Genomic DNA, 23,620 nt, shown 5'->3' with positions numbered 1-23,620 from the left:
CAACTCCAATCCCAGATAAGCTGTGGAGCACCCCATTGGCAGGCGATGCCACGAGGAGTAGAGATGCCCGTCCCCTCCAACGACACCCTGATTCGTGGCTTGTGTCCCCAGCCCCGCCACGTGCAGTTCACCGAGGGACGATTCCCCCTGCCAACCGTCCTCTCCTGGGCTGGCCCCGACGAGGTCACCGATGCTGTCACCACCCTCGCCGAGCGACTGGCCCCGGCGCTGGACGTCGTGCGCGTCACGTCACACACCGACACCGCTTCTCTCATCGTCACAGTGAATCCCGCCTTGGAGGCAGAGGGATACCGCATCGAGATCGACACCCAGATCCGCATCACCGCCGGCGACCCAAATGGCGCACGATGGGCGGTGCAGACCTTGCTGCAGCTACTCCCCCCGTGGGTCCACGGGCCCGGCCCGCTGGCCCGAGAGCACCTGCACCTTCCAAAGGGTGTCATCGCTGACGCGCCACATTACAGTTGGCGAGGTGCGCATCTGGATGTCTCGAGGCACTTCATGCCTGCCTCGTTCATCACGCGCTTCCTGGACGTGCTGGCCATGCACAAGCTCAACCGGCTGCACCTGCACCTCACCGACGACCAGGGATGGCGCCTCCCGGTACCGGGGTGGCCACGTCTGACCACGGTAGGGGCCTGGCGTCCGGGAACGGTACGAGGGCACCAACCACCACCCGACGACAACGATTGTGACGACGTCGCCGAGCATGATCACGTGCCTCACGGAGGCGCCTACACCGTCGAGCAGCTGAGCGCCATCAACAAACGGGCCGGACTGCTGGGTATCACGGTCGTGCCAGAAATTGACCTGCCGGGCCACACCGAATCGGTGGTGGCCGCCTACCCTGCGCTGGGCTGCGGAATACCACTGGATCACCCACGTACTGCTTTCGGGGTGTCGGAGCACCACATCAACCTGACCGACGATTCCTTGGGTTTCTGCCGCGATGCCTTAGACGCCGTGATGGAGATCTTCCCGGACTCACCAATCCACATCGGTGGTGACGAATGTCCCGGAAAGGAGTGGTTCAACCACCAGCAAACCCGAGCCCGGCTTGCCGAACTGGGGATCACGACACCACACCAGGCCCAGGCTTGGTTCGAGCGGCAGATCTGTGATCACGTGGTCGCCGCAGGCCGTCAGATCATTGCCTGGGACGAGGTGTTAGAGGCCGGCGCCCCCGAGGAAGTTACGGTGATGGTGTGGCGAGACGCCGACGACATCTCCCGCGCCGTCGCCGCAGGCCACGACGTCATCGGCGCACCCGCCCGGCACACGTACCTGGATCACGGCATTGAAGCGGGTCCGGAGGCACCGGTGACGATAGCTGCCCCGATGACCATGGACGACGTCGCCGGGCTGCATGATGTACTTGCCGCAGTGGACTCACCACACCTGCTGGGTGGGCAATTCCAACTGTGGACTGAATACCTGCGCACCCCTGCCCAGGTCGAAGACGCCGCCTTCCCGCGCGGCACATCGATCGCTGAACAGTTGTGGACCGGCGATCCGGCTCGGCCGCAATCAGAGTTGGAGGCCCAGTCCCGCCGGCTCACCGCAATGGGGATCAATTGGCACCGGTGATGGCGTCGATACCGGCCACCTTCATCATGAGCAGGCAAGCCATCGAGTTCGACCAACTGAACCACCCGCGCGTGTACCGGGTGGGGTCATGTGGATCGAAACTCTCGTGTGTCCAGCCAGTGCCACCATCGGTGGCGAGGATCGTCCTGAGGCAATCACGCGCCTCGACGTCGTCCCCCGTGAGCCCCTGCACCGCCAAACCGATGTGCCAGATGTAGCCCTCGGGGCTGTGCGGGCTGCCAATGCCCCGTGCTGCCGGGCCGCTGAACAGGTAGGGGTTGGCCTCGCTGAGCACCCAGTTCCGGGTGGTCTGGTAGAGCGGATCGTCACGGGCAAGGTCGCTGGTTAGGGGCAGCGACAGCAGCGACGGCATGTTCGCGTCGTCCATCTCCACTACTGATCCGAGCCCGTCAACCTCGTACGCAAGGTGATCTGTCACGACGCCGAATTGCCTCACCCCGGCGTCGATGTCAGCGGCCAACCTCGCGGCGCGTTCAGCAAGGCTCTCGTCGCCCCAGACACGGCAGAAATCGCCAATCTGCCGCAACGCACGTATTGCCATGAACTGTGCCGGGATGTTGTATCCGTAGCGGCAGGCGTCGTCGGAAGGTCGGAACCCGCTCCACGTCATCCCGGTGGGCGCTACCGGCCCTCCCAAGCCGTCAGCGCCAAGGGTGTCGACGGGTTCGCTGGGGCGCACATGACGATAGGTGGAGCGGGTGGCATGGTCCTGTTCCAGGTTCCAGACGTCGACGATGCGTTGACACCCCTCGTGCACCGCACGGTTGAGGTGGTCTCGACGTCCCGTGGCCTGCCACAACCGCCATGCGAGATCGACGGGGAAGGCCAGCGAATCAACCTCGTACTTGCGCTCCCACAACTCATCGAGCAGATCAACATCGTCGGGGTCGAAATGTGCTCCGGTCGGACCAGAGTTAAAGGCGTTGGCGTAGGGGTCGACTCCGATGCAGTGCCATTGCCGAGCGACGACGTCCCCGATCTGACGGGACACCGCAGGCAGGTCGCACAGTGCCAGGAAGGGCCACAGCTGAGCGGAGGAGTCGCGCAACCACATGGCCGGAATGTCGCCAGTGACGACGAAGACGCCGTGGTCGTCGCGGGTCATGGTGCGAGTCCACGTGTCCGTCATCCAGGCCACGAATCGGCCCGCAGCCTGCCGGCCCGATGCCTCATCAATGTGTTCACTGACACTCGAACCGATCTGAGCACCGACCTCGTCCAGGCGCCGCTGCAGGGCGGGCGTCAACTCGCACGCCGTCATCGGTAGGGCTCCCATGAGGTCACGCGCTCATCATCCAACCCCGGGACCCACATGTCCCCCTGGCCCTTGAGTCGATCGCCGAGCGCGAGAACCCACGCCCCGGCGGCCCGTCCAGCACGCAACCCGAAGACAGAGTCTTCGATGACGACACATCTGGCCGGGTCGACTCCCATCCGCCTCGCTGCTGCGATGTAGGGGTCGGGGGCTGGTTTGCCGGCAGCGACGTCGTCGAACCCAACGACGGTGTCGAAGAGGTCCAGCCAGCCTTGCGAGGCCAGTCCGTCACGCACGAGGCGGGTGGGGGAGTTGGAGGCCACCGCGATGGGCACGTTCCCGGCCAGCTTCCTCACCAGACGGTCCGCCCCGGGCATCGGCTCCGTGTTGTCAGCCAGGCAGGCGTCCAGAAGGTCGACGAGACGCTCACTGGTGGCCTGCGGATCTGCCTGCGGGTGGTCCCGCAGATACAGCTCGACGACATCGTCAACGGTGCCCCCGTCAACGTCGGCGCTGACAGCGTCAGCCAGACAGCCACCCCACAACCGTTCGGAGGCTGCACGCCATGCAGACAGGGTGTCGAGCAGAGTGCCGTCCATGTCGAAGAGAACGCCGTCGACCTTCTCAGGCAAGTGCGTCGTCACCATTCAAAATCCATCTCTCTACTCGGGCCGACTGGCATCACATCGCGCAAGACGCCGACATCGCTGGCGTCCATGTGACCAGGGTGCACTCCGACTGCCCTGAGCAACAGCGGCGTCAGTTCGTGGCTGCGAATGGGATCGGTACGAAGCAATGGATCGGGCAATGCCCCACCGATGTGGTGAGCTGCCAGGAAGCTACGACGCACCTCGACCTCATCCTCGCCGTGGCCTCCCTCGGGTTTGTGCCCGTGGTCGGTGGTGACGGCAACGAGCCATTGCTCGCCGAGCTGCTCGTGACGCTCTGCGACGGCCTTGACGAGGTGCCGGGTGAGCTCATCGGCGTGACGCACGGCTTGGCGATACTGCTCGGAGTCCGCTCCGTAACTGTGCCCAGCGTTGTCGACCCCTTCGAAGTAGACGACGGCAGCGTCCGGGCCCTCGTGCAACAGGTGCCAGGCGGCCCACGACGACACCTGCTCGTCGGCCCTGTCAATACCCTCCGCCAAGTCGGGACCGAACAGCTGGTGCTGGCCGGTGCGCTGCTGGTCCACACGCTGATGAATGATCGGTCCGGGCCCGTAAGGGCTGACGAAGGCGTCCCAGGTGGCTGCTGCGATGGTGCGCGCCAATGGGTTGGCGAAGAAGATTTGGGACAGGATGTCGGGGTGACGGGCCAGGTCATGGCCGACGAACTCGTTCCACCACACGTTGCACTGTTCATGGGTGGCGCCGGTGAGGATCGTCGTCCAGCCGGGAGCGGAATCGGTCGGCGGAGTCATCCACATGGGGATGATCGTGCCCTGGGAACGGTCGTCACCTCGCACCAGGCGAGCGAGGGTGGGGGCCAGCCCGACGGGGGCCTGGTCACCGGGCAGGGTGTGGTCCAGGGCTGGGGCGGGGTGTGCGGGAACCGGCTCCCCCTCACCCACCCCGCGCACGAATCGCGAGTCAGCGGGATGATCGGGGTGGATGAATCCAGGATTGTGCTGCAGTGCCTCGGGTAGTGCCATGTCAAGGCGCACCCCATCGATACACACCAGAAGCAGTTTCATCGTTGACTCACTCTCAACGTCAAGATCTGGAAAGGACGCAGGGCGAGGTCCACCTCGCTCACGGCGACCGTCGGAAGCTGTCGGGTCGGATCACCGATTCGTTCCTCGAGCAGGTCCACCTCGCTGAGGTAGCCGCCCCGGTCTAGCAGCAGGCGCACTCGGCTGCGGGCGCCATCTGCCTCGTGCATACGGATGACAAGATCACCAGAGCCATCGAAGGCCTGCTTGACGGAGTCGATGACGGCGAAGCCTCGTACCGGTTCGATCCGGGCCAGACTGTCCAGGTGCAGCGCACCATCTCGCATCTGGAGCGGCTGGTTGAGCCGTGCCGCCTCGACGTGGGCAGACGCAACCCCGGCATCAGCGAGCAGGCTGTAGACAAGGTGGTGATGACCTCGGTCGGGGTGCGGGTCTGGGCTCTGCGGAGCACGCAGCAGGGTAAGCCGGGCCATCACCCCCTGGGTGGATGTGTGCTCGTCCCTTCCCGCTGGACTCACATCATGACCGTAGGTGGACTGGTTGGCCAATGCGACGGCGTAGCCGGGTTCGCCCAACAACATCCACTGCTGCCCACAGCTTTCAAAGTGGGCGTCATCCCATGACGTGTTGGCACCGATTGGTCGCTTGATGTGACCGAACTGGATCTCGTCGACGCTGGTGTCAGCGGCCACATCGAGGGGGAAGTCGACCTTGAGGACTCGGGCCTGCTCGGTCCAGTCGACGTCAAGGCTGAACTCGACCGCTCGGCTGTCGGCGTCAAGGGTGATGGCCTGAATGAAGCCGGACTCCCCGCGTTCAACTCGCACCGTGCTCCGTAGCGGGTCCTCGAGGACGTCCACCCCGGTGAGGTCATCCACCACAACAGCACTGTGACGGTACTGGTGCTGCAATTCCCATGCGTCGAAACAGTCGGGATAGTCGGGGTGTAGGACGAGTCGGTTGGCGCGCTGCCCAGGAAGCAGGAGCTCGCGGTCGGCCACCAGGTCAACAACCGAGCTCACCAGTCCGTCGTGCGTGTCGATGCACACCTCGACCAGTCCGTTGGACATTCGGATCGAGTCGAGCTCCCGCTCCACCCGTACCGGGTGCTCAGGGTCAACCACCGCATCGGCGAGCGGCTGCGCCGCCATGGCTGGCACCTGTACGAGTGTGGGCCGACCGTCAACGGTGACAACCTCGCGACGGTCACTGTGAGATGGATTGATCAGACTCGCCCCGGTGATCTCGCCTCCAGACGCCTGTGACAGTGCCTGCCAGGCCTCATCCATGAGCTGACCCAACTCAGCACGAATAGCGGTGAACTCGGCGATGGCCTCCCGATTCACCCACGCGATCGACGAGCCGGGCAGGATGTCGTGAAACTGCAGCAACAACGTACGTCGCCACAGCTGTTCCAACTGCTCGTGGGGGTAGGGATGGCCGAGGCGAGCTGCCGCGGCGGCTAACCACTCGGCGGCGGTGAGAGCCTCCTCGGCGCGCCGGTTGCCGTCTTTGAGGGCATGGACAGAGGTGTAGACGCCCCGGTGGAACTCCAAGTACATCTCGCCGCGCCACACCGGCGCCTGGGGGTAGTCGTCGCGAGCCTGGGCGAAGTAGTCGTCAGGTGAGCCCAACCGAACCTGAGGCGCGTCCTCCACATCGGCGAATCGGTGGACGCGTTCCACCTGCTCAGCTGTGGGCCCTCCACCGCCATCGCCATACCCGAATGGCAGGATCGAGCGTCGCGCCACACCTTTCTCTTTGAAGTTCGCCTCAGCCTTCTTGACCTCGTCGGCACTGACGATGGAGTCGTAACAATCCACCGGCGGGAAGTGCGTCCAGATACGAGTCCCATCGATGCCCTCCCACCAGAACGTGTGGTGGGGCAAGGTGTTGGCCGTGTTCCAGCTGAGCTTTTGGGTGAAGAACCAGTTCATGCCAGCCAGTCGGGCGATCTGAGGCAACGCACCGGTGTAGCCGAAGGAATCCGGTAGCCACAGGCAGTCCGGGCGTACCCCAAGCTGTTCACGCATCCAACGCAGACCACTGGTGAATTGACGCACCAACGATTCCCCCGAGGGCAGGTTGGTGTCGGATTCCACCCACATGCCACCCACCGGGTGCCACTGGCCACGTTCAATGGCGTCCCTGACGCGCTCGAAGAGTTCTGGTGAGGAGTCCTGGAGCCAGGCGTAGTGCTGGGCGCTGGTGCAAGCGAAGTGGAAGTCGGGATATTCCTCGGCCAGTGACACGACGTTGGAGAATGTACGCACTACCTTGCGGCGGGTCTCACGCAACGGCCATAGCCATGCCGAGTCGATGTGCGCGTGTCCGATCGCCGTCATCTGTTGAGCCGATGAGTTCGCCCCCGAGCTAAGGTGCCCGGCAAGGATTTCTCGGGCCTGTCCGGCACCGGCGAGGATGCCATGGAGATCGACCTCGTCGGCAGCCTGCTCCAAACAGTGAAGCAATCGGGCGCGGTGGGTGGAGTCGGACGGCAGCTGGCGCATGAGCCCGTCGAGGACATCAATGTCGAGCCACAGGTCCCACACCTCCTTGCGACGCACCGAGAGTTCCGCTCCCCTGAACTGCCACAGCGGTTCATCGCCTGCCGTGCGACGATCCCCCAGCTCAGTGGGTCCGCCCAGATGCAAGGTCATGTCGGGGTTGCCAGCGGCTTCCACCCACAGCTCGATGCCCCCATCGGCCCCGATGAGCGGCTCACCCTCGTCAGCGAATCGTTGGGCCAGCGCCCCGTGGTTGAGTGCGACCCTATGGTTGCGTGGGTTGAGGGCTTTGAGGGGGCGTCCCGAAGAGGTGTACACCATGGCTTCGGACTGGTTTCCGGCCCAGTCGCCGACGAATCCGAGGTCCATCGAGAGGTCGATCTCGTCGCCGGCGTGGCCTTCGGGCAGAGTGCCGGTGACGTGGAGCCACCAGGTACTCCATGGAGCACCCCACCAGGTTCCGGGCGGGAATGGACGGTAATCGGCGACGACGGCTTCCTCGAAGCTCACCGGTTCTCCGGGAGCTTGCCAGGCCGTCACGTCCAGTGGACAGATCTTCTTGGTGATTTCTCGCTCGAGACGCTCTTTGAGGTGACCAATGCGGTCTTGGGTGAGCTCGGTGTGATCATGCATGGTCATCCACAAGGTAGTCCAGGCCGTCGAAGGCATCGGCGAAGTCATTGAGAAGTTGCTCGGCAACGTACACGGAGTCAACTAATGGGTGGTGGCTCAGGGCTAGCAACGCGGCGGTGCGGCTGTGGTTGACAGCGGCATCGATAGTGCGTTGCTCGACGTATTTGGCGTTGACGACAAGCCCGCGAGCGTGGTCGGGTAGCTCCGGTGCAAGGAGTCGGTGGATCCCGGCACCGTCTACTCGACACGGGATTTCCACGACAGCATCATCAGGTAGGTCGGGGAGAGCCCCGCGGTTGGCAACATTGAGGATGAGTTCAGCGGGCACGTCGTTGGCGATGGCGTGCATGATCGCGAGGGCGACCTTGTCGTATCCGCCGGTTTCCAGGTCGGCCTCATCGCGCTCGAACTCCCCCGAGACCTCGCGATTGGTGGCCATGTAGGTCTCTTCACGCTCGAGGCGAGTGGCCTCCCACAGTCCGGCGACATCGTCAGTGTGTTGGGCCTTGGTGTAGAAGCGCCGCTGCTGGGCCTCCAGAAACGCCCCGCGCGGAGCCTCGGCATTCCGGTCGACGGCGAGGTCGTCGCGAGAATAGTAGTAATAGTGCAGGTACTCGTTGGGTACGGCGCCCAAGGCTTGCACCAGATCAGGACCGAAGAGCCGACCTTCCTCAAAACTCCCGATGAGGTGGGGGCGCTCGATCAGACGCGGTAGGACGTCGATGCCGTCGACCTCCAAGCTGGTGAGCCAGCCCAGGTGATTGAGCCCGCTGTATCCGATGTGGACGCGTCCGTCAGCATCGAACAGGGAGCCCAGGTCAGTCGGCGCCAGCCCGGCATTCTGCAGGGCGGAGAGGGCGCGACGGGCCAAGCCGACCGGGGAGTCACAGATACCGACCACTTGGTCTCCAAGGCGGTGCTGCATGACCTCGGTCATCACGCCAGCAGGATTAGTGAAGTTGATGACCTTGGCGTGGGGGGCGTATCGCGTTATCTGTTCGACGAGGTCGAGCACCACCGGGATACCCCGCAAGGCATATGAGATACCGCCAGCCCCGACAGTCTCCTGGCCGATGACACCGCGCGCCAGACACATCGACTCGTCCAGGGCGCGTCCACGCGTTCCGGCGACGCGAATGGCCGAAAAGATGAAGTCGGTTCCCGCCAAGGCAGTGGGCAGGTCAGTGGTCGCCACGACAGACGGCGCGTTAGGCAGGCCGGGAGCCAGCTGGGACAACACTGTTTCGATGACACCTAGTCGTAGTGAGTCGGTGTCGTAAAGCCGCAGCTCGGTGACTCGTTGAGGTGAGTCGTCGCGAGCGAGGGCCTTGAATACCAGTGGAACGCGGAATCCCCCGCCACCGAGGATGGTGAGTTTCATACCGTGACGACCTCCATGCCTGTTGATTCGTAGTGGGCGTCGAGGTCCGGCGGCAGTGGTCCAGTCGTGATGACTCCACTGACGTCCTCGACGGTGAACGGGGAATGCGCTCCCACACCTGGGAATTTCTCGGAGTCGACGAGCAGGTAGCTTCGACTCGCTGCAGCGACAATCGCCTGTTTGATCTGAGCCTGGGAGCGACTTGTGTCACGCACCCGCCCGTTGGCACTCACCCCGGAGCAGCCCAGGAAAGCTAGGTCGGCCTGATGATGAGTCAGCGCATCGGCGACGAACTGACCGTCAAAGCACTGGTATCGCTCCGACCACACTCCCCCAAGCACAACCACGGTGACGTCCGGGGCGCTCCTGAGAGCTTCAAAGACGGGCAGGGACGCAGTGAGGACGGTGACGGAGCGCTCGGTGAGCAGCCCGGACAGATGATGGACGGTGGTGCCGATGTCCATGACGATCGTGTCGCCGTCGTGAACAAGCTCGGCGGCCTTGCGGGCGATCGCAGCCTTGGCACGAGTGCGGTGGTTCATCACGTCACCGAAATGATCGTCCACGTTCGTGACGAGTTGGATGCCTCCCCAAGAACGCTCGATGATGCCCTTATTTTCCAAAGCGATGCAGTCACGCCGCGCTGTGGCCATGCTCACGTTCAGATTCCGAGCGATGTCGACGGTTCGCATGGCAGGTCGATCCCGGAGTAGTTCGACGATCGCGTCATGACGAGCGGCCTTGAGCATATGCCCATGATAGCGATCCAGAGTCACCGATCAGAAGATTTTCGTCATTTCGATCATTTTTCATCATCCTCTCCTCCACCGGGCGCTACAGTGATCTCAAGAGCTGCCCCTCCCGGCCAGCTCAGGCACACTCGAATCAAGCATTGACAAGGTTGTTTCCTGGATATCACCTATAGTTAACCTCAGGTGCACACAGTCGTGACACCCTGAACCACTGGCGAGTAGAAGAGCCCAAACTTCCCTTGCATGACGTCCACATCATCGGGAGTCGGCTCGGAACCCACCTCCACAATGAACATTATTGAGCGATTTTTGTCAGTGGCGATTTCCGTTCAACCCCAGGAGGGATCTCATGAATTTGTCGCGTCGTCGTCTTCTCACCGGCAGTTTTGCTGGACTGAGCATGTTGGGAATGTCGGCATTAACCGGATGCTCGACCTCCGCCGATCCCACGTCCGGCAAGGGTGCCGGTGACGCCAAGAAGCTCGTCCTATGGATCTGGCCGGAAGGATTCGACAAGCAGACGCTGGCTGCCGTCTCCAAGGCGCAGTCGTCTTACAGCGTACGCCAGGACATCATCGGCGGCGACTTCAAACAAAAGCTCACCACAACCTTCACCGCAGGTTCTGGGCTGCCCGACCTCACCGGCGTCAAGGGTGAGGACATCGCCTTCTTCCGCGACCACGCTCACTACTTCGTCGACCTCAACACTCTGGGCGCCAAGGACATCAAGCCCACCTTCCTGGATTGGAAATGGGCCCAGGCCTCCACCACCGACGGCAAGCAGCTCGGCATTCCTTCCGACATCGGCCCGACGGCCCTGTTCTATCGGGCCGACATCTTCGAGCAGGCCAAATTGCCCACCGAGCCGGACAAGGTCGCTGCCCAGATCACCACCTGGGACGCTTTCATCGAGTTCGGCACCAAACTACTGGCCGCCAAGGACAAGACCTACCTGGTGCGCAACTCGGCAGGCTTGTTCGACACGATCTGGCCGCAGTCGGGTAAGGGATTCATTGACGCGAAGAAGACCTTCATCGGCGACCAAGACCATATTCGCAAAGCCTGGGACATCGCTGTCACGGCGCTTAAGGCCGGCATCGTCGCCGGGATCCAGTCCAACACCTCCGATTCGGCTGCTGCCGTCAATGAGGGACGTCTACCTGCCGATTTCGGCGCCTCCTGGCACCTGGCCGATCTCATCGTTGACGCTCCCGAAACGAAAGGCAAATGGCGAGTCTGCGCCCACCCCGGACCAGCCATCAACCAGGGCGGCTCGTTCCTGTCCATCCCCGCGGGCGCGCCCGATCCCAAAGCCTCCTTCGCGGCGATCCGCGAACTGCTCAGCGTGGAGTCTCAGGTGCGCGAGTACGTCCACAATGGCAACTTTCCCGTCTCCCCGAAAGCCTACGATGATCCGAAGGTTTCCGGGCCAGTGGAATTTCTCGGCGGCCAGCATGCCGCGAAGGTCTTCGGAAAAGCTGCTGAGTCGGTACGTCCGATCTACGAAGATTCGCACTCCGATGCCGTGTCCGCCCCATTCAGGGCCCAGTTGGAGCAGGTCGAGTCCTCAGGCAAGAATCCCGAGACCGCCTGGAAGGACGCCGTCTCCGAGGCCAAACGAATCGCCAAGCAACTGCATCTCACCGTCAGGTGACACAGCTTTCAACGTGAGTTCTGTGACGAGATGAATCCTGCGAACACCACCGTTGAAACCGTGCCCACGGGTGAGCTGCGTCGCTCTTCCGTGGGCCGGCGGATGCGCAAAGCGTTGCCGATATATGCCGCTCTGAGTCCGTATTTCTTCTTCTTCCTCATCTTCGCGGCTTTACCGATGGTCTTCACCCTGCTACTCGCGTTCACCGACTGGTCAGGGCTGGGGGACGCCAACTTCGTCGGTCTGGAGAATTTCAAGTACCTGGTCAGCGACCACCTGTTCTACAAGTCGCTGGGCAACACGCTCATTTTGTGGGCAATGGGCACGATCCCGACACTCATCATCGCCACGATCGTCGCCCTCATGCTGAACAAGACGATGCGATTCTCCACCACGTACCGGGTCATCTACCTCGTGCCGAACATTACGTCGATGGTGGCAATGGGCATTCTGTTCAGTTCAATCTTCTCCAGCCAGTTTGGGCTCGCGAACGCCATTCGCAATGTGCTCGGCCAGTCGAACATCGCCTGGCTACAAAGCGAATGGGGCATCAAGATCGCGATCTCATCGCTGACGATCTGGTCATTCGTCGGGTACAACGCTCTACTCATCCTCGCTGGGCTGCAAGCTATCGACAAGAGTCAGTACGAGGCAGCCGCCATCGACGGGGCGAACGGGTGGCGCACGTTCTTCCACGTCACTTTGCCGCAGCTTCGAGCCATCGTCCTGTTCATCACCCTCATGTCGACGATCGGTTCGTTGCAGAGCTTCACCGAAGCCCAGGTGATCACCAGCTCCGAATCCACCGGGGCAGCCTCTGCTGGTGGGGTGAACAATTCCGGTCTAACGATGGTGCTCTATTTCTACTCGGTGGCCTTCCAGGAGAACCGGTACGGCTACGGTGCGACGATCGCCTGGGGAGTGTTCGTCATCGTGCTGTTCTTCTCGATCATCAACTGGCTCGTCACCCGCGAGCATGATCGCGAGGCGACGCGATGAGACGGCCCGTACGTACGGCCCTGCGGCACATCTTCCTTGTCCTGGGCGGATTGGTCTCGCTGTTCCCGTTCTACTGGATGCTCGTGCTGGCCAGCCGACCTTCCTCGGCAATCTACAAATATCCCCCAGTGCTCACACCTGGTGACCGTCTAGGCGAGAACATCCGCACCATCACGGACAAGATCAACATCTGGGCTGCCATGGCTAATACGGCCCTGGTGGCGGTGACGGTGTCGGTGCTCGTGCTGCTCATCTCCTCACTGGCAGCCTTCGCCTTCGCCAAGTTCGATTTTCCCGGCAGGAAAGTGCTCTTCGCTGTAGTCCTGGCGACCTTCCTGTTGCCCACCCAGCTAGCGACGATCCCGCAGTTCGTCCTCATGAGCAAGATTGGGTGGGTGGGCGATCTCAAGGCCGTCATCGTGCCTTCCCTGGCAAGTTCGTTCGGAGTGTTTTGGCTGCGCCAGTACGCCACCAACGCCATCCCGAAGGAACTGTTGGAGGCGGCCACCCTGGATGGCTGCGGCTTCTGGCGCCAGTACGCGCACGTGTGCGTGCCTATCATCCGTCCTGCCATGGCATTCCTAGGGATCTTCACCTTTATCGGCTCGTGGAACGACTTCATGTGGCCCCTCATCGTCCTCAACGATCCCAGCAAGCTGACTCTGCAGGTCGCATTGAGCCAGCTCAAAACAGCACACGGCACTGACTACGGCATGCTCATGGCCTCCTCACTCATCGCCGTCGTCCCGCTGTTGCTCGTGTTTGCCATCGGCGCCAAGCAGCTCATCGCCGGTATCTCGGAGGGAGCAGTCAAGAGTTGAGCTGCGTCGAAACAAGGCAAACCCTGGCGGCAGCTCTGTCGATCGGCACTGCGTCACAGCCTGGAGGTCGTCGTTGCTGACGCCCACCAGAGCGCGCCTGCGATGAGCTGGCCTGCGTTCGTCCTGCTCGTTCTCGCATTCTTGTCACCCCCTACCACGCGCATTCGTCTTACTCGGCATGGTTGCCCACGGAGCGACGAAGCAGAGATAGACAGATTCCTACACGGCACGCGGTCGGTAAACTTCGACTGACGAGCAACTGGAGGTGCCATGCCTGATCCGATCCGCGTCATCCTCGTCGACGACCAGTCCCTCGTACGCTCGGGATTCCGCATGCTCATCGAGGCCGAGGACGACATGGAGGTTGTCGCGGAGGCGTCCAACGGCGTCGAAGCCCTCGACGTGCTGCGGCGAATGCCGGTCGACGTCGCCCTCATGGACATCCGGATGCCACAGATGGACGGTGTCGAGGCCACCCGGCGTATCACTGAATCACCACTGGACACCAAGGTGCTGATTCTCACCACCTTCGACCTCGACGAGTACGTCTACGCCGCCCTCAAGGCTGGCGCCTCGGGATTCCTCCTCAAGGATGCCCGCCCCACTGAGCTGTTGAGCGCGATCCGCAACGTCGCTGCTGGTGACGCGGTCGTCGCCCCATCTGCCACTCGACGCCTGCTCGACCACGTCGTGCCCACCCTGCCCAGCGACCCCAAGGCTGCCGACAAGCGGCTGTCGGTGCTGACGGACCGCGAGCGGGAGGTGTTGGTGGAGATCGCCAAGGGGGCGACGAACGCCGAGATCGCCCAAACCCTCTACATGGCAGAGGGAACCGTGAAAACTCACATCGGTCGACTACTATCAAAATTGGAGTGCCGAGACCGGGTTGGCCTCGTGCTTTTTGCCCATGAGGTCGGTCTCATCTGACAACTTCAGACCGGACATATATTCGATATTGGATGCGCCCAGCGTCCACATTATTATTCACGTCACCTAAGGCGTGAGGGGCATCGTCCACCTGTCGATGCCCCCTTCGGGAACCATGAAAGGCATCATGAGCGACCACAACCGATCTTACGAATCTGACGAGCCCTGGCAGCCGAGCCACGCAGCCCCCGGCGAGCCGGGATCCCCCGGGTCCCCGCGACACGGTGTCCCCTCTGAGCAGGGTTCCCCATCGGCGTGGGCCAAGCCCTCACCCCAGCGCGGCGGGGAGCAGGACCAGCAGCTGAGTCAGCCGTGGGTACGACCACAATCGCCTGATCCTCAACCGGCTCACGCCGGCGGATCCTTCCCGGAACGGGCTGAGTCCGCCCAGCCTTCCCGCGCCACCAGCTCAGCCCGTTCCGGCGATCTGGCTCCTGGACTGCTGGACACCCCCCTCGAGACGGACGCTGCCGCTGGTATCGACCTCACCAAGGTCTATGGGGACGGGGAGACCCGGGTCACCGCCCTGGATTCCATCAACGTTCGCTTCACCCGCGGCACCTTCACCGCGATCATGGGCCCGTCCGGATCCGGCAAGTCAACCCTCATGCACTGCCTCGCCGGCCTGGACCGGATCACCTCCGGTCGAGTGTTCCTGGCTGGCCAGGAGATCTCGGGCCTTCCGGACCCCAAATTGACGACCCTGCGCCGCGACAATGTCGGCTTCATCTTCCAGTCGTTCAACCTGCTGCCAATGCTCACCTCTGAGGAGAACATCCTGCTCCCCCTCGACCTGGCCGGGCGTAAGCCTGACAAGGCCCTGTGGGATCAGCTCATCACCGGTCTGGGCATCGCTGATCGCCTCAAGCACCGTCCCTCGGAGCTGTCGGGTGGTCAGCAACAACGCGTCGCCTGTGCCCGCGCCATGATCACCAAGCCGCATGTCGTCTTCGCTGACGAGCCCACCGGCGCCCTGGACTCCAAGTCGGGAACGAACCTGCTGAGCTACCTGCGCCACTGTGTCGACGACCTGGGTCAGACGATCATCATGGTCACTCACGACGCCAAGGCTGCTTCCTATGCCGACCGCGCCCTCATGCTGCTGGACGGCCGTATCGTCGACGACCTCCCCTCCCCCACCGCTGAAGCGGTCAGCGAGGCGATGGCCGGGTTGGAGGGCTGATGTTCACCGAAGCTCTCAGGGAGCTGCGGCAGCATCCAGGCAGGATGGCCGCAACCCTCACTGCCATCGCGGTGTCCGTCGGGTTCCTCGTCGGCATCTCGATGTTCGTACGAACCCAGGGAGTGGCCTTGGGCAAGGAGCAGGCGGTTGCCACCTCGAAGGCTGACGCCGTCGTCTACAGCGCCGACACCGAGACCAATCCCAAGGACATCACTCAGGGGATTCGCGACACTCCCGGCGTCCGGACCGTCGACATCGTCCAGTCCACCACCATGGCCGCCTCTCATGGCCAGGACTCCACGATGATTGATGTCCACAAGACGCCGGCAGAACCGTTCCGTTGGTCCTCGGTGACCTCGGGCAACTGGCCATCAGGACCCGGTCAGATCGCGCTGTCCAAGGCGGCAGCCGAGAATCTGCACGTCAGTGTCGGGGACACCGTCGACATCACCGGTAAGAACATCAAGGTGGTGGGAATCACCGACGACGCGGACGCCCTGCAGACCGCTCCGGCCTACAGCAGCGAGGACGTCAGCCAATTCTTTGACACCTGGATCGTCAAGGCCAAGGACGGGACGACTCCACAGCAACTCGTCACCAACCTTGAGAAGACCCTGCCCACCGTCAAGGGTGCCCCCAAGTTCAACACCGGCGAGGAGTACGGCTCGACGATCGAGACCGCGACCGATCATCAGAAGAAGACCGTCACTGACCTGGCTCAGGGATTCGACGTCACCAAGTACCTGCTGATGGTTTTCGGAGCCATTGCCCTGCTGGTGGGTGCGATCATCATCACGACGACCTTCCTCATCCTGTTGGCCCAGCGACGCCGTCAGATCGGTCTCATGCGGGCTGTCGGAGCGTCGAGCGGTCAGGTGAGGAAGCGAGTTCTCGGCGAGGCGATCCTGCTGGGTGTCATCGGATCGGCCCTGGGGGTCGTGCTCGGAATCCTGCTGACGGTCGCTGGCACTGCCTACACGGGCGCCTTGGCCTTCGGGCTGGAATGGCCTTGGAAGGACATCGTCATTGAGTTCTTCATTGGCATCGTCATCACGGTTCTGGCCGCCTTCCTGCCGGCGCTTCGAGCCACTCGCGTGGCACCTCTGGAGGCGCTGCGCCCGGTTCCGACGGTGGAGCAGAAGCGCCGGGTCGGACTGGCACGGATCATCATCTGTTCCCTGCTCACAGTGATCGGAGTCATCACCTCCGTGGTGGCGATCACCGGGCACGGCAACGGAATCATCGGCTGGGCCCTCCTGTCGGCGGCCTGCCTGTCGCTGGCCTTCCTCATCGCCACACCGTTGTATGTGCCGTGGCTCATCAGGGGGTTCGGATTCCTGTTGCGCCCGCTGGGGCCGACAGCTCGACTTTCGACCTCCAATGCCACCCGCAACCCGACCCGTACCTCTCTGACGGCGGTGGCCCTCATGCTGGCCATCGGACTGTCGGTGACCCTGCAGGTCGGCATCTCCACGACGCGGACGACGGTCATGGACCAGATCGACGAGCACTATCCGATCGACATCACCTTCACGAACAGTCCCAGCCATGACCCCAACAGCGACGAGCCCAAGGTGGGAACCCTCGACCCGTCGGCCATCAAGTCGGTGCAGAACCTCCCGAACGTCAAGGACTCCGTCATCCTCAAGGGCGGGTTCGTCGAGACGGACGTGTCACCTCAGACCCACATCGTTTCCGCCGACAAGGACAAGATTGCCAAGGTCGCGCCCTCGATTGCCAAGGAGATGAAACCTGGGGTCGCGCTGATGTCCTCTATGGGCAACTCACCGAAGACGATGGACTTCTCGTCTTCCAAGGGAAAGGTGTCTCTCAAGGTCAAGGAGGTCAACGGACTCCCCTACAACGACATCCTGGTCACCGAAAAGGACATGAATAAGATCGTTCCTTCCGTGGGCGACCAGGCTGCCTGGGTCCACCTCGAGGACCGGAGCAATCTGGCCTCGGTGTTGACGGTGATGATCTCCTCGTCGACGAACATCGATTCGCAGCACATGGATGTTGGCGGCGGTGCCCTCATCGGCGGCATCGTCGAGCTGATCCTCAAGGCCCTGCTCATCGTCATGACGGCTCTGCTGGGTGTTGCCGTGCTCATCGCCCTCATCGGTGTGGCCAATACCTTGAGCCTGTCGGTACTGGAACGACGGCGCGAGTCGGCACTGCTGCGGGCCATGGGCATGCAACGGCGCGGACTACGGCTGATGCTGCTCTACGAGTCGATCCAGGTCGGTATGGTCGGTGTCATCGTCGGAATGGTGGCAGGGTTCTACTTCGCCTGGCTGGGCATCCGGTCTATATTCCGGGTGGCCTCGGACACGATTCCGGTGCACTTCTCGATCGACTGGCCCTGGACCCTCGGTCTCATCGCAATCTGCTTGGCGGCGGCTTGCCTCGCCTCGGTCCTCCCGGGCCGACGCGCCGCCATGGCTGCCCCCACTGAGGCGTTGGCAGACGAGTGAGGGTTTCCACCGCCCGATCTATCTGCGTGATGACGACCGGCCGTGTCCTTCGGGGCACGGCCGGTCCTCTTGGTGGGGAGTCTTGTCGTGACGGCCACCGGACAACACTCCCGTGAAGACGGACAACACTGAGCGTCACATGGGCAACACCCTGACCCCGGCAGGCAACACCGTGGGCAACGTCCCGCCGATGGACTTGGGGCATCGCCGATCCCGAGAGGTGCTGCCATGACAATGATGATCCACCGCCGTCTGGACTCCCACTGGGCCGAGATGTGCGCCCATCCCCGCGCCGAATGGCGTGCCAATCTCCTCTGCGCCGGGTGTGAGCCCGAGGACCTGCCCCGGACGCTACGTACCGACGACGTGGCTGCCATCCGGGCCCTCATCGCCGCTCGCAGTGGCGCTGGCCAGACATCGGAATTCGCCGGGATGGCGCTGATCCAGGCGATCCTGCCAGCCCTCGTTGTCATGGCAAGCAGGAATCGGCGGACATGTCTGGACGATTACGTCGGTCAGGCGTGGCTGGTCATCGTCAATTTCCCACTGACGCGCAACCACAAGGTGTGCACGAATCTGGCCTTGGACTGTCTGCACGTCGTCTCGGCGAGGCTACGCGCGACGAGCAGGGAAACCCCGGTCGAGGTCGTGGACATGAGTGCGCCTGAGATGCCGGACAACCCCGGCCAGGTCGCCTCGGAACTGCTCACCGCCGCCGAGGAATTGGGAATCATCACCTCAGTCAGCGCGCCGGTCCTGCGCAGCGTGTGGGTGGATGCCCTGGATTCCGCATCCGCAGCGCGACGCCACGGGATGAGTCCTGAGGCAGTGCGTGCCCGGTGCTCTCGGGCGAGTCGAGCCATGAGGAAGCGCCGTGACGAGTTGCTAATCGCGTCATGAACAGGATTGTCATGCCTGCGACGTATGCTGTTCGCCGTGACGAAGTTCAAGCGTGTCATGGCCCTGCTGGGGGTCATCTACCTGACCACGGTGGGCTGCCTGTACCTAGTGCTGGCCGAACGCAGTGACGATTTCATTCGCAACAGTCAGGTCATCCAGGGAACCGTCACAGCCGTGTACCTGCACGACCCCGTCAATACCGGAGCCACCAGGTATCTCATGCACACCGAGGGCGGCAACGTCGCCATCATCAAGTACACCTATGACGGTGTCACCGACACCGTGCCGTCGAATCCGTATCGCAACGTCAAGAAGTACCAGGTCGGGCAGCAGGTCGATCTGGTCATCCGGTCCACCCCAGGACATCCCGAGGATGCCATTGTCGCCGTGCGTGATCACACCATCCTCGGCCTGCGCCTCGTCCCGTGGGGATTCCTGGCCTGTGCTGTCCTCATGGCGGCCTGGTTCTGGCGTGACTCTCTCAGGTCCCAACGCCGGCGTCGCACCACGTCACACCGACAGACACCAGCCGCCGTCGAAGGGTGACCGTAATTCCGGGGGAGTCGCAGCAGCGACGGCCTCTCGTCCACCAGAACAGCTCAATCGGCCAGCAGCCAGCCCAGAAACTCCTTGAGATCGCCGGTCTCACCGTCACGTCCGCCGCGACCAATGTGCATTGGCGGTGAAGAGGGCTCCAGCTTGACCCCGCGCATCCGCTCCATGAAGCCACCCGGGACGACGAGCTGGTAGTACTCGCCGTGTTCGCCGATGGCCAGGGAATGCTTGGCGTTGAGGTACCAACCTCGTCTGTCCGTCCGCGCCTCGTGGCCATCCATGAGCTGGGCCCGCAACGGCTCGGGTGTCATGCCCTTGGCCCGGGCCGCCGCAAGGAAGTCGTCGATGAGTCGCTGAGCCTGAGCAGCCTCCTGACGCCGCGCCCTCTCCTCGAGTTCGATGCGGAGTCTGGCGTCCTCGGCGCGTTTGCTGGTCACGGATCGAGGGTACGGCACCTCGGAGATGGTGCATGCCTTGGGCGGCGTGAACGCGTCACAAGAGTGATCGAACAGCGTACCGACGCCATCGGAAAGATGCACTACTGGCCCGAGCGCAATCGCATCGGATTTGACGAGATCGAACTTCACGACGGGTACCTGCATACTCCCGCCAAGGCCACAGCGCTCCGGCTTGCCAGGACGACGATCTCGTGTGGTTACGCGACCATACCGGGACGGCCAGTGACGAGGATTACATCGATGACGGTGTCGAAGGACGCTGAATCGTCCCCAGGACAAGGACCACGACAGAAGCGGGGCGGGGAATGATATCCGCAGCCCCGCCGATCCCACTCGATCAGAACAGTCCGATGATCTCCCCGCTGTCATCGATGTCGATGCGCTCGGCCGCTGGGTGACGTCCCAGGCCCGGCATGGTGCGCATGTCACCACAGATCGCGTAGATGTACCCGGCACCCACAGCGGCCCTCACCTCGCGGACAGGCAGACGCCATCCGGTCGGGGCCCCCTTGAGGGAGGGGTCGTGGGACAGGGACAGGTGGGTCTTGGCGATGACGACCGGGAAGTTCCCGTAGCCGAGATCCTCGAAGTGGGCGAGCTCCTTGGCCGCGGCCGGAGCGATGTCGACCCCGTCAGCTCCGTAGACCTTGGTGGACACCTTGGTGAGCTTGTCGACCAGGGAGTCCTCGAGATCGTAGGTGTAGCGGAAGTCGGTGTTCTGGTCGCACGCCGCAACGACCGCACGAGCCAGATCGACGGCGCCGTCGCCACCGTCGACGACATGGGTCGAGGCGGCGAAGTGAGCACCGGCCACCTCTGCCACCTTACGGACGGCGTCGATCTCGTCGGGATGGTCGCTCGGGAAGACGTTGAGGGCCACCACCGGGGAGACGCCGAAGTCTCTGACGATCTCGATGTGCTTGCGCAGGTTGGCGGCACCGGCAAGGACGTCGTCAGGATTGTCCTCAAGCATCGCCGGGGGCAGGGGCTTTCCAGGAACGACCTTGTAGCGACCGGCATGGGTCTTGAGGGCACGCACGGTGACGACGAGGACGGCGGCGTCGGGGCGCATACCACCGAGGCGGCACTTGATGTTGAAGAACCGCTCGGCGCCCATGTCGGCGCCGAATCCGGCCTCCGTCAGCAGGTAGTCGCCGCAGCCGATGCCGACGCGGTCGGCGATGACCGACGAGTTGCCCGTGGCGATGTTGCCGAAGGGGCCGGCGTGGACGAGCACTGGGCTGTTCTCGGTGGTCTGCAGCAGGTTCGGCTTGATGGCGTCCTTGAGGATGACCGCCATCGACCCGGCGGCATGCAGGTCCTCCGCGGTGACTGGCTCCTTGGAGCGGTTGTAGCCGATGACGATACGTCCAAGCCGGGCGCGCAGGTCTGAGAGTGAGGTGGCCAGGGCCAGGATGACGCCCACCTCGCTGGCCGCAGTGATGTCGAATCCGCTCTGACGGGGGATGCCGTCAATTCGCGATCCAAGGCCGACGATGGTGTTGCGAAGGGCACGGTCGTTGATGTCGACGACGCGACGCCATGAGATGGAGTGAGGCTCGATGTCGAGCTCATTTCCGTGGTGCAGATGGTTGTCGATCATGGCGGCCAACAGGTTGTGGGCCGCACCAATAGCGTGGAAGTCACCGGTCAGGTGCAGGTTGAGCTTCTCCATCGGCAGCACTTGGGAATACCCGGCGCCAGCGGCACCGCCCTTGATGCCGAAGGTCGGGCCCATGGAGGGTTGACGCAGAGCGAGCACGCTGCGCTTGCCGATCTTCTCCAGTCCTTGAGCCAGACCGACTGCTGTGGTCGTCTTGCCTTCGCCAAGGGGTGTGGGGGTGATGGCCGTGACGACGACGTATTTGCCACGCGGACGATCCCTGTTCTGCTTGATGACCTCGAGATCGACCTTGGCGACATCGCGCCCGTAGGGCTCGATGCACCTTTCCTCAATGCCAGCCCGAGCTGCCACCTTTTCGATGGGGTCAAGGTGGGCCTCACGAGCAATTTCCAGATCCGACTTCATCGTCATGGCCCCAATCATGGCGCGTTGTCAGGCCCTTTGCACACCTTTACGGACAGCAACATTGCAACCACGCCGTCTCCCGCCCCATGAGCGCGACGTCATGAGCCAGGAGCGCTCGACGAATCGTCAGCTCCTGGCCCGGGTCTGCTCCACCTCACCCAGGTTTTCCTTGAGGTCATCGGCGTAGGAACCGAGCAAGCTGCCGAGGGCCTCGTCCTCCCCCATGGGCTTGGCCAGCCGCCACAGGATGAAACCGATGACGGCCCAGACGAGCAGGACGAGGTACTCACCAGGCCACACCAGCGAGGTGTTCGTTCCCGGCCAGATCGCCATGACGACCGTGACGAGGGCGCCGACAGCTCCCACCCATGGCAGCCATCCGGCATGGTACTTGGAGCGCAGGTGGGGGTACTTCTTCGGAAGGGTGGACAGGGTGATGACGACGATGATCCACACCAGTCCGAGGTAGATGCCACCGGTGTCGAGGAACCACAGCATGGCGCCCGGGCCTAGGGCTCCCAGCAGCAAGGTCATGACAGTGGTGAGCAGAATGGCCCTGCGGGGGGCGCCACTCTCCTCGTCCACTGCGGCGAGGCCCTCCGGGAGGAGCCTGGCCCTCGCCATCGCGACGACGATGCGGGAGATCGCCATGAACAGACCGAGGAAACTCGTCAACAGACCACAGATGGCAATGATCCAGGCTCCCCAGCCGAGGATCGGGAAGCCGGCAGTGGTGTAGGCATCGATGGTGCCCAGGTGCATCTTGGCGACGTCCTGCCAGGGAAGGATCCAGGCCGAGGAGGCCAGCACCAAGCAGTAGAACAAGGTGGCCGTCAGGACGGTGAGGACGGTGATGCGACCGATCTTGCGGGCAGGGATGTCGGCGTCCTCGGCCAGTGCTGCCACCAGCCCGAAGCCTGCCATGTAGGTCATACCGGGCACGACGAAGCGGAGGGTGTCGCCGAGGGCATTGGCGTCGGCCCGGTAGGGCGGGATGAAGTTGCTGGGGCTGCCAGTGACGAGCGCCGTGACGACCAGGGCGAGTCCGATGACGACCATAGCGACGAAGAGAACGGTCTGGATCTGACCGGAAAGGCTCACTCCGAACCAGTTCATTGCCGCAATGATCAGGGTCAGGACGACGCCGATTATCAATACAGTCATATCGACTGACTCCCTGTTGACTGAATACAGGGACACGGATCCCAAATTCGGCCAAATCTTTTCCAAAAGATACCCAAAAGCTGTCACATAAAAAGCAGTGGATGAAAGATAAGCGCCAGTGAGGAGCCAACCAGTGGCAAAGGATGCCCTTCTACCGAGGCCGACGTAGGAATAGACGACTTCGCCCCCAGCTCTGGGAAACAGCGTTGTCAGCTCGCTATAAGCCAGAGCCACACAGGATGCCAGCAAGCCTCCGAGGAGCATGCCGAAAATCATGCCTCCAGCACCGTACTTGTCGAAAAATTTCGAGTTCGTGTAAATCCAACTCGAGCCGATCAATCCGGCCACCCCGAGGGCAAGGAGCTGGAAGAATCCTAGGCCCTTCTTGAGTTCAGCCATGGCAACTCCTTCATTGTCAGCCCAACGCCGCATTGCATTGCAGGGCATTAATTATGCTACATGAACGATATATATAGTTTCGGGCAGAACGATCAGTCATCCGTGGGGCAGCTGCGCATGCGGTGAGCACAGCCCCGACGTCGATCCAACGCCGACCGATACGGGTGGTTAGAAGCTAGCCGCTCTACCTTCCCAAGTCCACACCCCTGTTGTTGAACTCCT

18 protein-coding genes are annotated in these 23,620 nt (G+C 62.8%); 9 read left to right on the top strand and 9 right to left on the bottom strand.

Annotated features, from left to right (window positions below; all coding sequences use genetic code 11):
• Positions 1-63 precede the first annotated feature (63 nt).
• Positions 64-1,608 carry a beta-N-acetylhexosaminidase gene (locus ACP8ML_RS00330; RefSeq protein WP_065672950.1) on the top strand — a complete coding sequence of 515 codons (1,545 nt, stop codon included), beginning with the start codon at positions 64-66 and terminating at the stop codon, positions 1,606-1,608.
• Here the strand turns inward: ACP8ML_RS00330 and ACP8ML_RS00325 are convergent.
• Genes ACP8ML_RS00325 through ACP8ML_RS00300 form a run of 6 tightly spaced genes read right to left on the bottom strand, consistent with a single transcriptional unit; the run spans position 1,592 to position 9,829 of the window.
• On the bottom strand, positions 1,592-2,890 hold the full coding sequence (locus tag ACP8ML_RS00325) for a glycoside hydrolase family 125 protein (RefSeq protein WP_117188415.1): 1,299 nt from the start codon (positions 2,888-2,890) through the stop codon (positions 1,592-1,594). The genes ACP8ML_RS00330 and ACP8ML_RS00325 overlap by 17 nt on opposite strands.
• Positions 2,887-3,531 (bottom strand): HAD family hydrolase, encoded by a 645-nt coding sequence (locus ACP8ML_RS00320; RefSeq protein ID WP_065672948.1) that lies wholly within the window; start codon positions 3,529-3,531, stop codon positions 2,887-2,889. The genes ACP8ML_RS00325 and ACP8ML_RS00320 overlap by 4 nt, the downstream gene beginning before the upstream one ends.
• The gene (locus ACP8ML_RS00315; RefSeq protein ID WP_117188286.1) at positions 3,525-4,580 is read right to left on the bottom strand and encodes an alkaline phosphatase family protein; all 1,056 of its coding nucleotides are present in this window, start codon (positions 4,578-4,580) and stop codon (positions 3,525-3,527) included. Before ACP8ML_RS00315 ends, ACP8ML_RS00320 begins: the two co-directional genes overlap by 7 nt.
• Positions 4,577-7,699 (bottom strand): alpha-mannosidase, encoded by a 3,123-nt coding sequence (locus ACP8ML_RS00310; RefSeq protein ID WP_117188417.1) that lies wholly within the window; start codon positions 7,697-7,699, stop codon positions 4,577-4,579. The genes ACP8ML_RS00315 and ACP8ML_RS00310 overlap by 4 nt, the downstream gene beginning before the upstream one ends.
• Positions 7,692-9,080: a 6-phospho-beta-glucosidase gene (locus tag ACP8ML_RS00305; protein WP_117188288.1), complete on the bottom strand. Its 1,389-nt coding sequence runs from the start codon at positions 9,078-9,080 to the stop codon at positions 7,692-7,694. The genes ACP8ML_RS00310 and ACP8ML_RS00305 overlap by 8 nt, the downstream gene beginning before the upstream one ends.
• Positions 9,077-9,829 carry a DeoR/GlpR family DNA-binding transcription regulator gene (locus ACP8ML_RS00300; protein WP_117188290.1) on the bottom strand — a complete coding sequence of 251 codons (753 nt, stop codon included), beginning with the start codon at positions 9,827-9,829 and terminating at the stop codon, positions 9,077-9,079. Before ACP8ML_RS00300 ends, ACP8ML_RS00305 begins: the two co-directional genes overlap by 4 nt.
• 352 nt (positions 9,830-10,181) lie before the next feature.
• On the opposite strand from ACP8ML_RS00300, the gene ACP8ML_RS00295 reads away from it, so the two are divergent.
• The 8 genes from ACP8ML_RS00295 to ACP8ML_RS00260 all read left to right on the top strand — a co-directional run bounded on the left by ACP8ML_RS00295 (position 10,182) and on the right by ACP8ML_RS00260 (position 19,339).
• Positions 10,182-11,486 carry an ABC transporter substrate-binding protein gene (locus ACP8ML_RS00295; protein WP_065672945.1) on the top strand — a complete coding sequence of 435 codons (1,305 nt, stop codon included), beginning with the start codon at positions 10,182-10,184 and terminating at the stop codon, positions 11,484-11,486.
• 102 nt (positions 11,487-11,588) lie between these two features.
• Complete coding sequence (locus tag ACP8ML_RS00290; protein WP_036976385.1) at positions 11,589-12,485, top strand: carbohydrate ABC transporter permease; 897 nt, start codon at positions 11,589-11,591, stop codon at positions 12,483-12,485.
• Positions 12,482-13,306 carry a carbohydrate ABC transporter permease gene (locus ACP8ML_RS00285; protein ID WP_065672944.1) on the top strand — a complete coding sequence of 275 codons (825 nt, stop codon included), beginning with the start codon at positions 12,482-12,484 and terminating at the stop codon, positions 13,304-13,306. The genes ACP8ML_RS00290 and ACP8ML_RS00285 overlap by 4 nt, the downstream gene beginning before the upstream one ends.
• Positions 13,307-13,576: 270 nt before the next feature.
• The gene (locus tag ACP8ML_RS00280; protein ID WP_065672943.1) at positions 13,577-14,233 is read left to right on the top strand and encodes a response regulator; all 657 of its coding nucleotides are present in this window, start codon (positions 13,577-13,579) and stop codon (positions 14,231-14,233) included.
• A 115-nt stretch (positions 14,234-14,348) separates the two neighbouring features.
• Positions 14,349-15,416: an ABC transporter ATP-binding protein gene (locus ACP8ML_RS00275; protein ID WP_284950512.1), complete on the top strand. Its 1,068-nt coding sequence runs from the start codon at positions 14,349-14,351 to the stop codon at positions 15,414-15,416.
• Positions 15,416-17,893: an ABC transporter permease gene (locus tag ACP8ML_RS00270; protein ID WP_486702975.1), complete on the top strand. Its 2,478-nt coding sequence runs from the start codon at positions 15,416-15,418 to the stop codon at positions 17,891-17,893. The genes ACP8ML_RS00275 and ACP8ML_RS00270 overlap by 1 nt, the downstream gene beginning before the upstream one ends.
• Before the next feature lie 228 nt (positions 17,894-18,121).
• A complete protein-coding gene (locus tag ACP8ML_RS00265; RefSeq protein ID WP_486702974.1) occupies positions 18,122-18,793 on the top strand; it encodes a hypothetical protein in 672 nt (223 codons plus the stop codon).
• A gap of 24 nt (positions 18,794-18,817) precedes the next feature.
• The gene (locus ACP8ML_RS00260) at positions 18,818-19,339 is read left to right on the top strand and encodes a DUF3592 domain-containing protein (RefSeq protein WP_016666640.1); all 522 of its coding nucleotides are present in this window, start codon (positions 18,818-18,820) and stop codon (positions 19,337-19,339) included.
• Positions 19,340-19,392: 53 nt separating this feature from the next.
• Here the strand turns inward: ACP8ML_RS00260 and ACP8ML_RS00255 are convergent, their stop codons facing one another.
• The 3 genes from ACP8ML_RS00255 to ACP8ML_RS00245 form a co-directional block, all read right to left on the bottom strand.
• The gene (locus tag ACP8ML_RS00255) at positions 19,393-19,803 is read right to left on the bottom strand and encodes a hypothetical protein (protein WP_036976383.1); all 411 of its coding nucleotides are present in this window, start codon (positions 19,801-19,803) and stop codon (positions 19,393-19,395) included.
• Between the two features lie 340 nt (positions 19,804-20,143).
• Positions 20,144-21,853 carry a formate--tetrahydrofolate ligase gene (locus tag ACP8ML_RS00250; RefSeq protein ID WP_218837187.1) on the bottom strand — a complete coding sequence of 570 codons (1,710 nt, stop codon included), beginning with the start codon at positions 21,851-21,853 and terminating at the stop codon, positions 20,144-20,146.
• 108 nt (positions 21,854-21,961) lie between these two features.
• On the bottom strand, positions 21,962-23,398 hold the full coding sequence (locus tag ACP8ML_RS00245) for an APC family permease (protein ID WP_065672940.1): 1,437 nt from the start codon (positions 23,396-23,398) through the stop codon (positions 21,962-21,964).
• Positions 23,399-23,620: the final 222 nt, after the last annotated feature.

This window comes from Cutibacterium sp. LaCa_255 (assembly GCF_057458005.1).
Note: the sequence above shows the minus strand (reverse complement) of the source record. Positions and strands in the feature narration are given on the sequence as shown.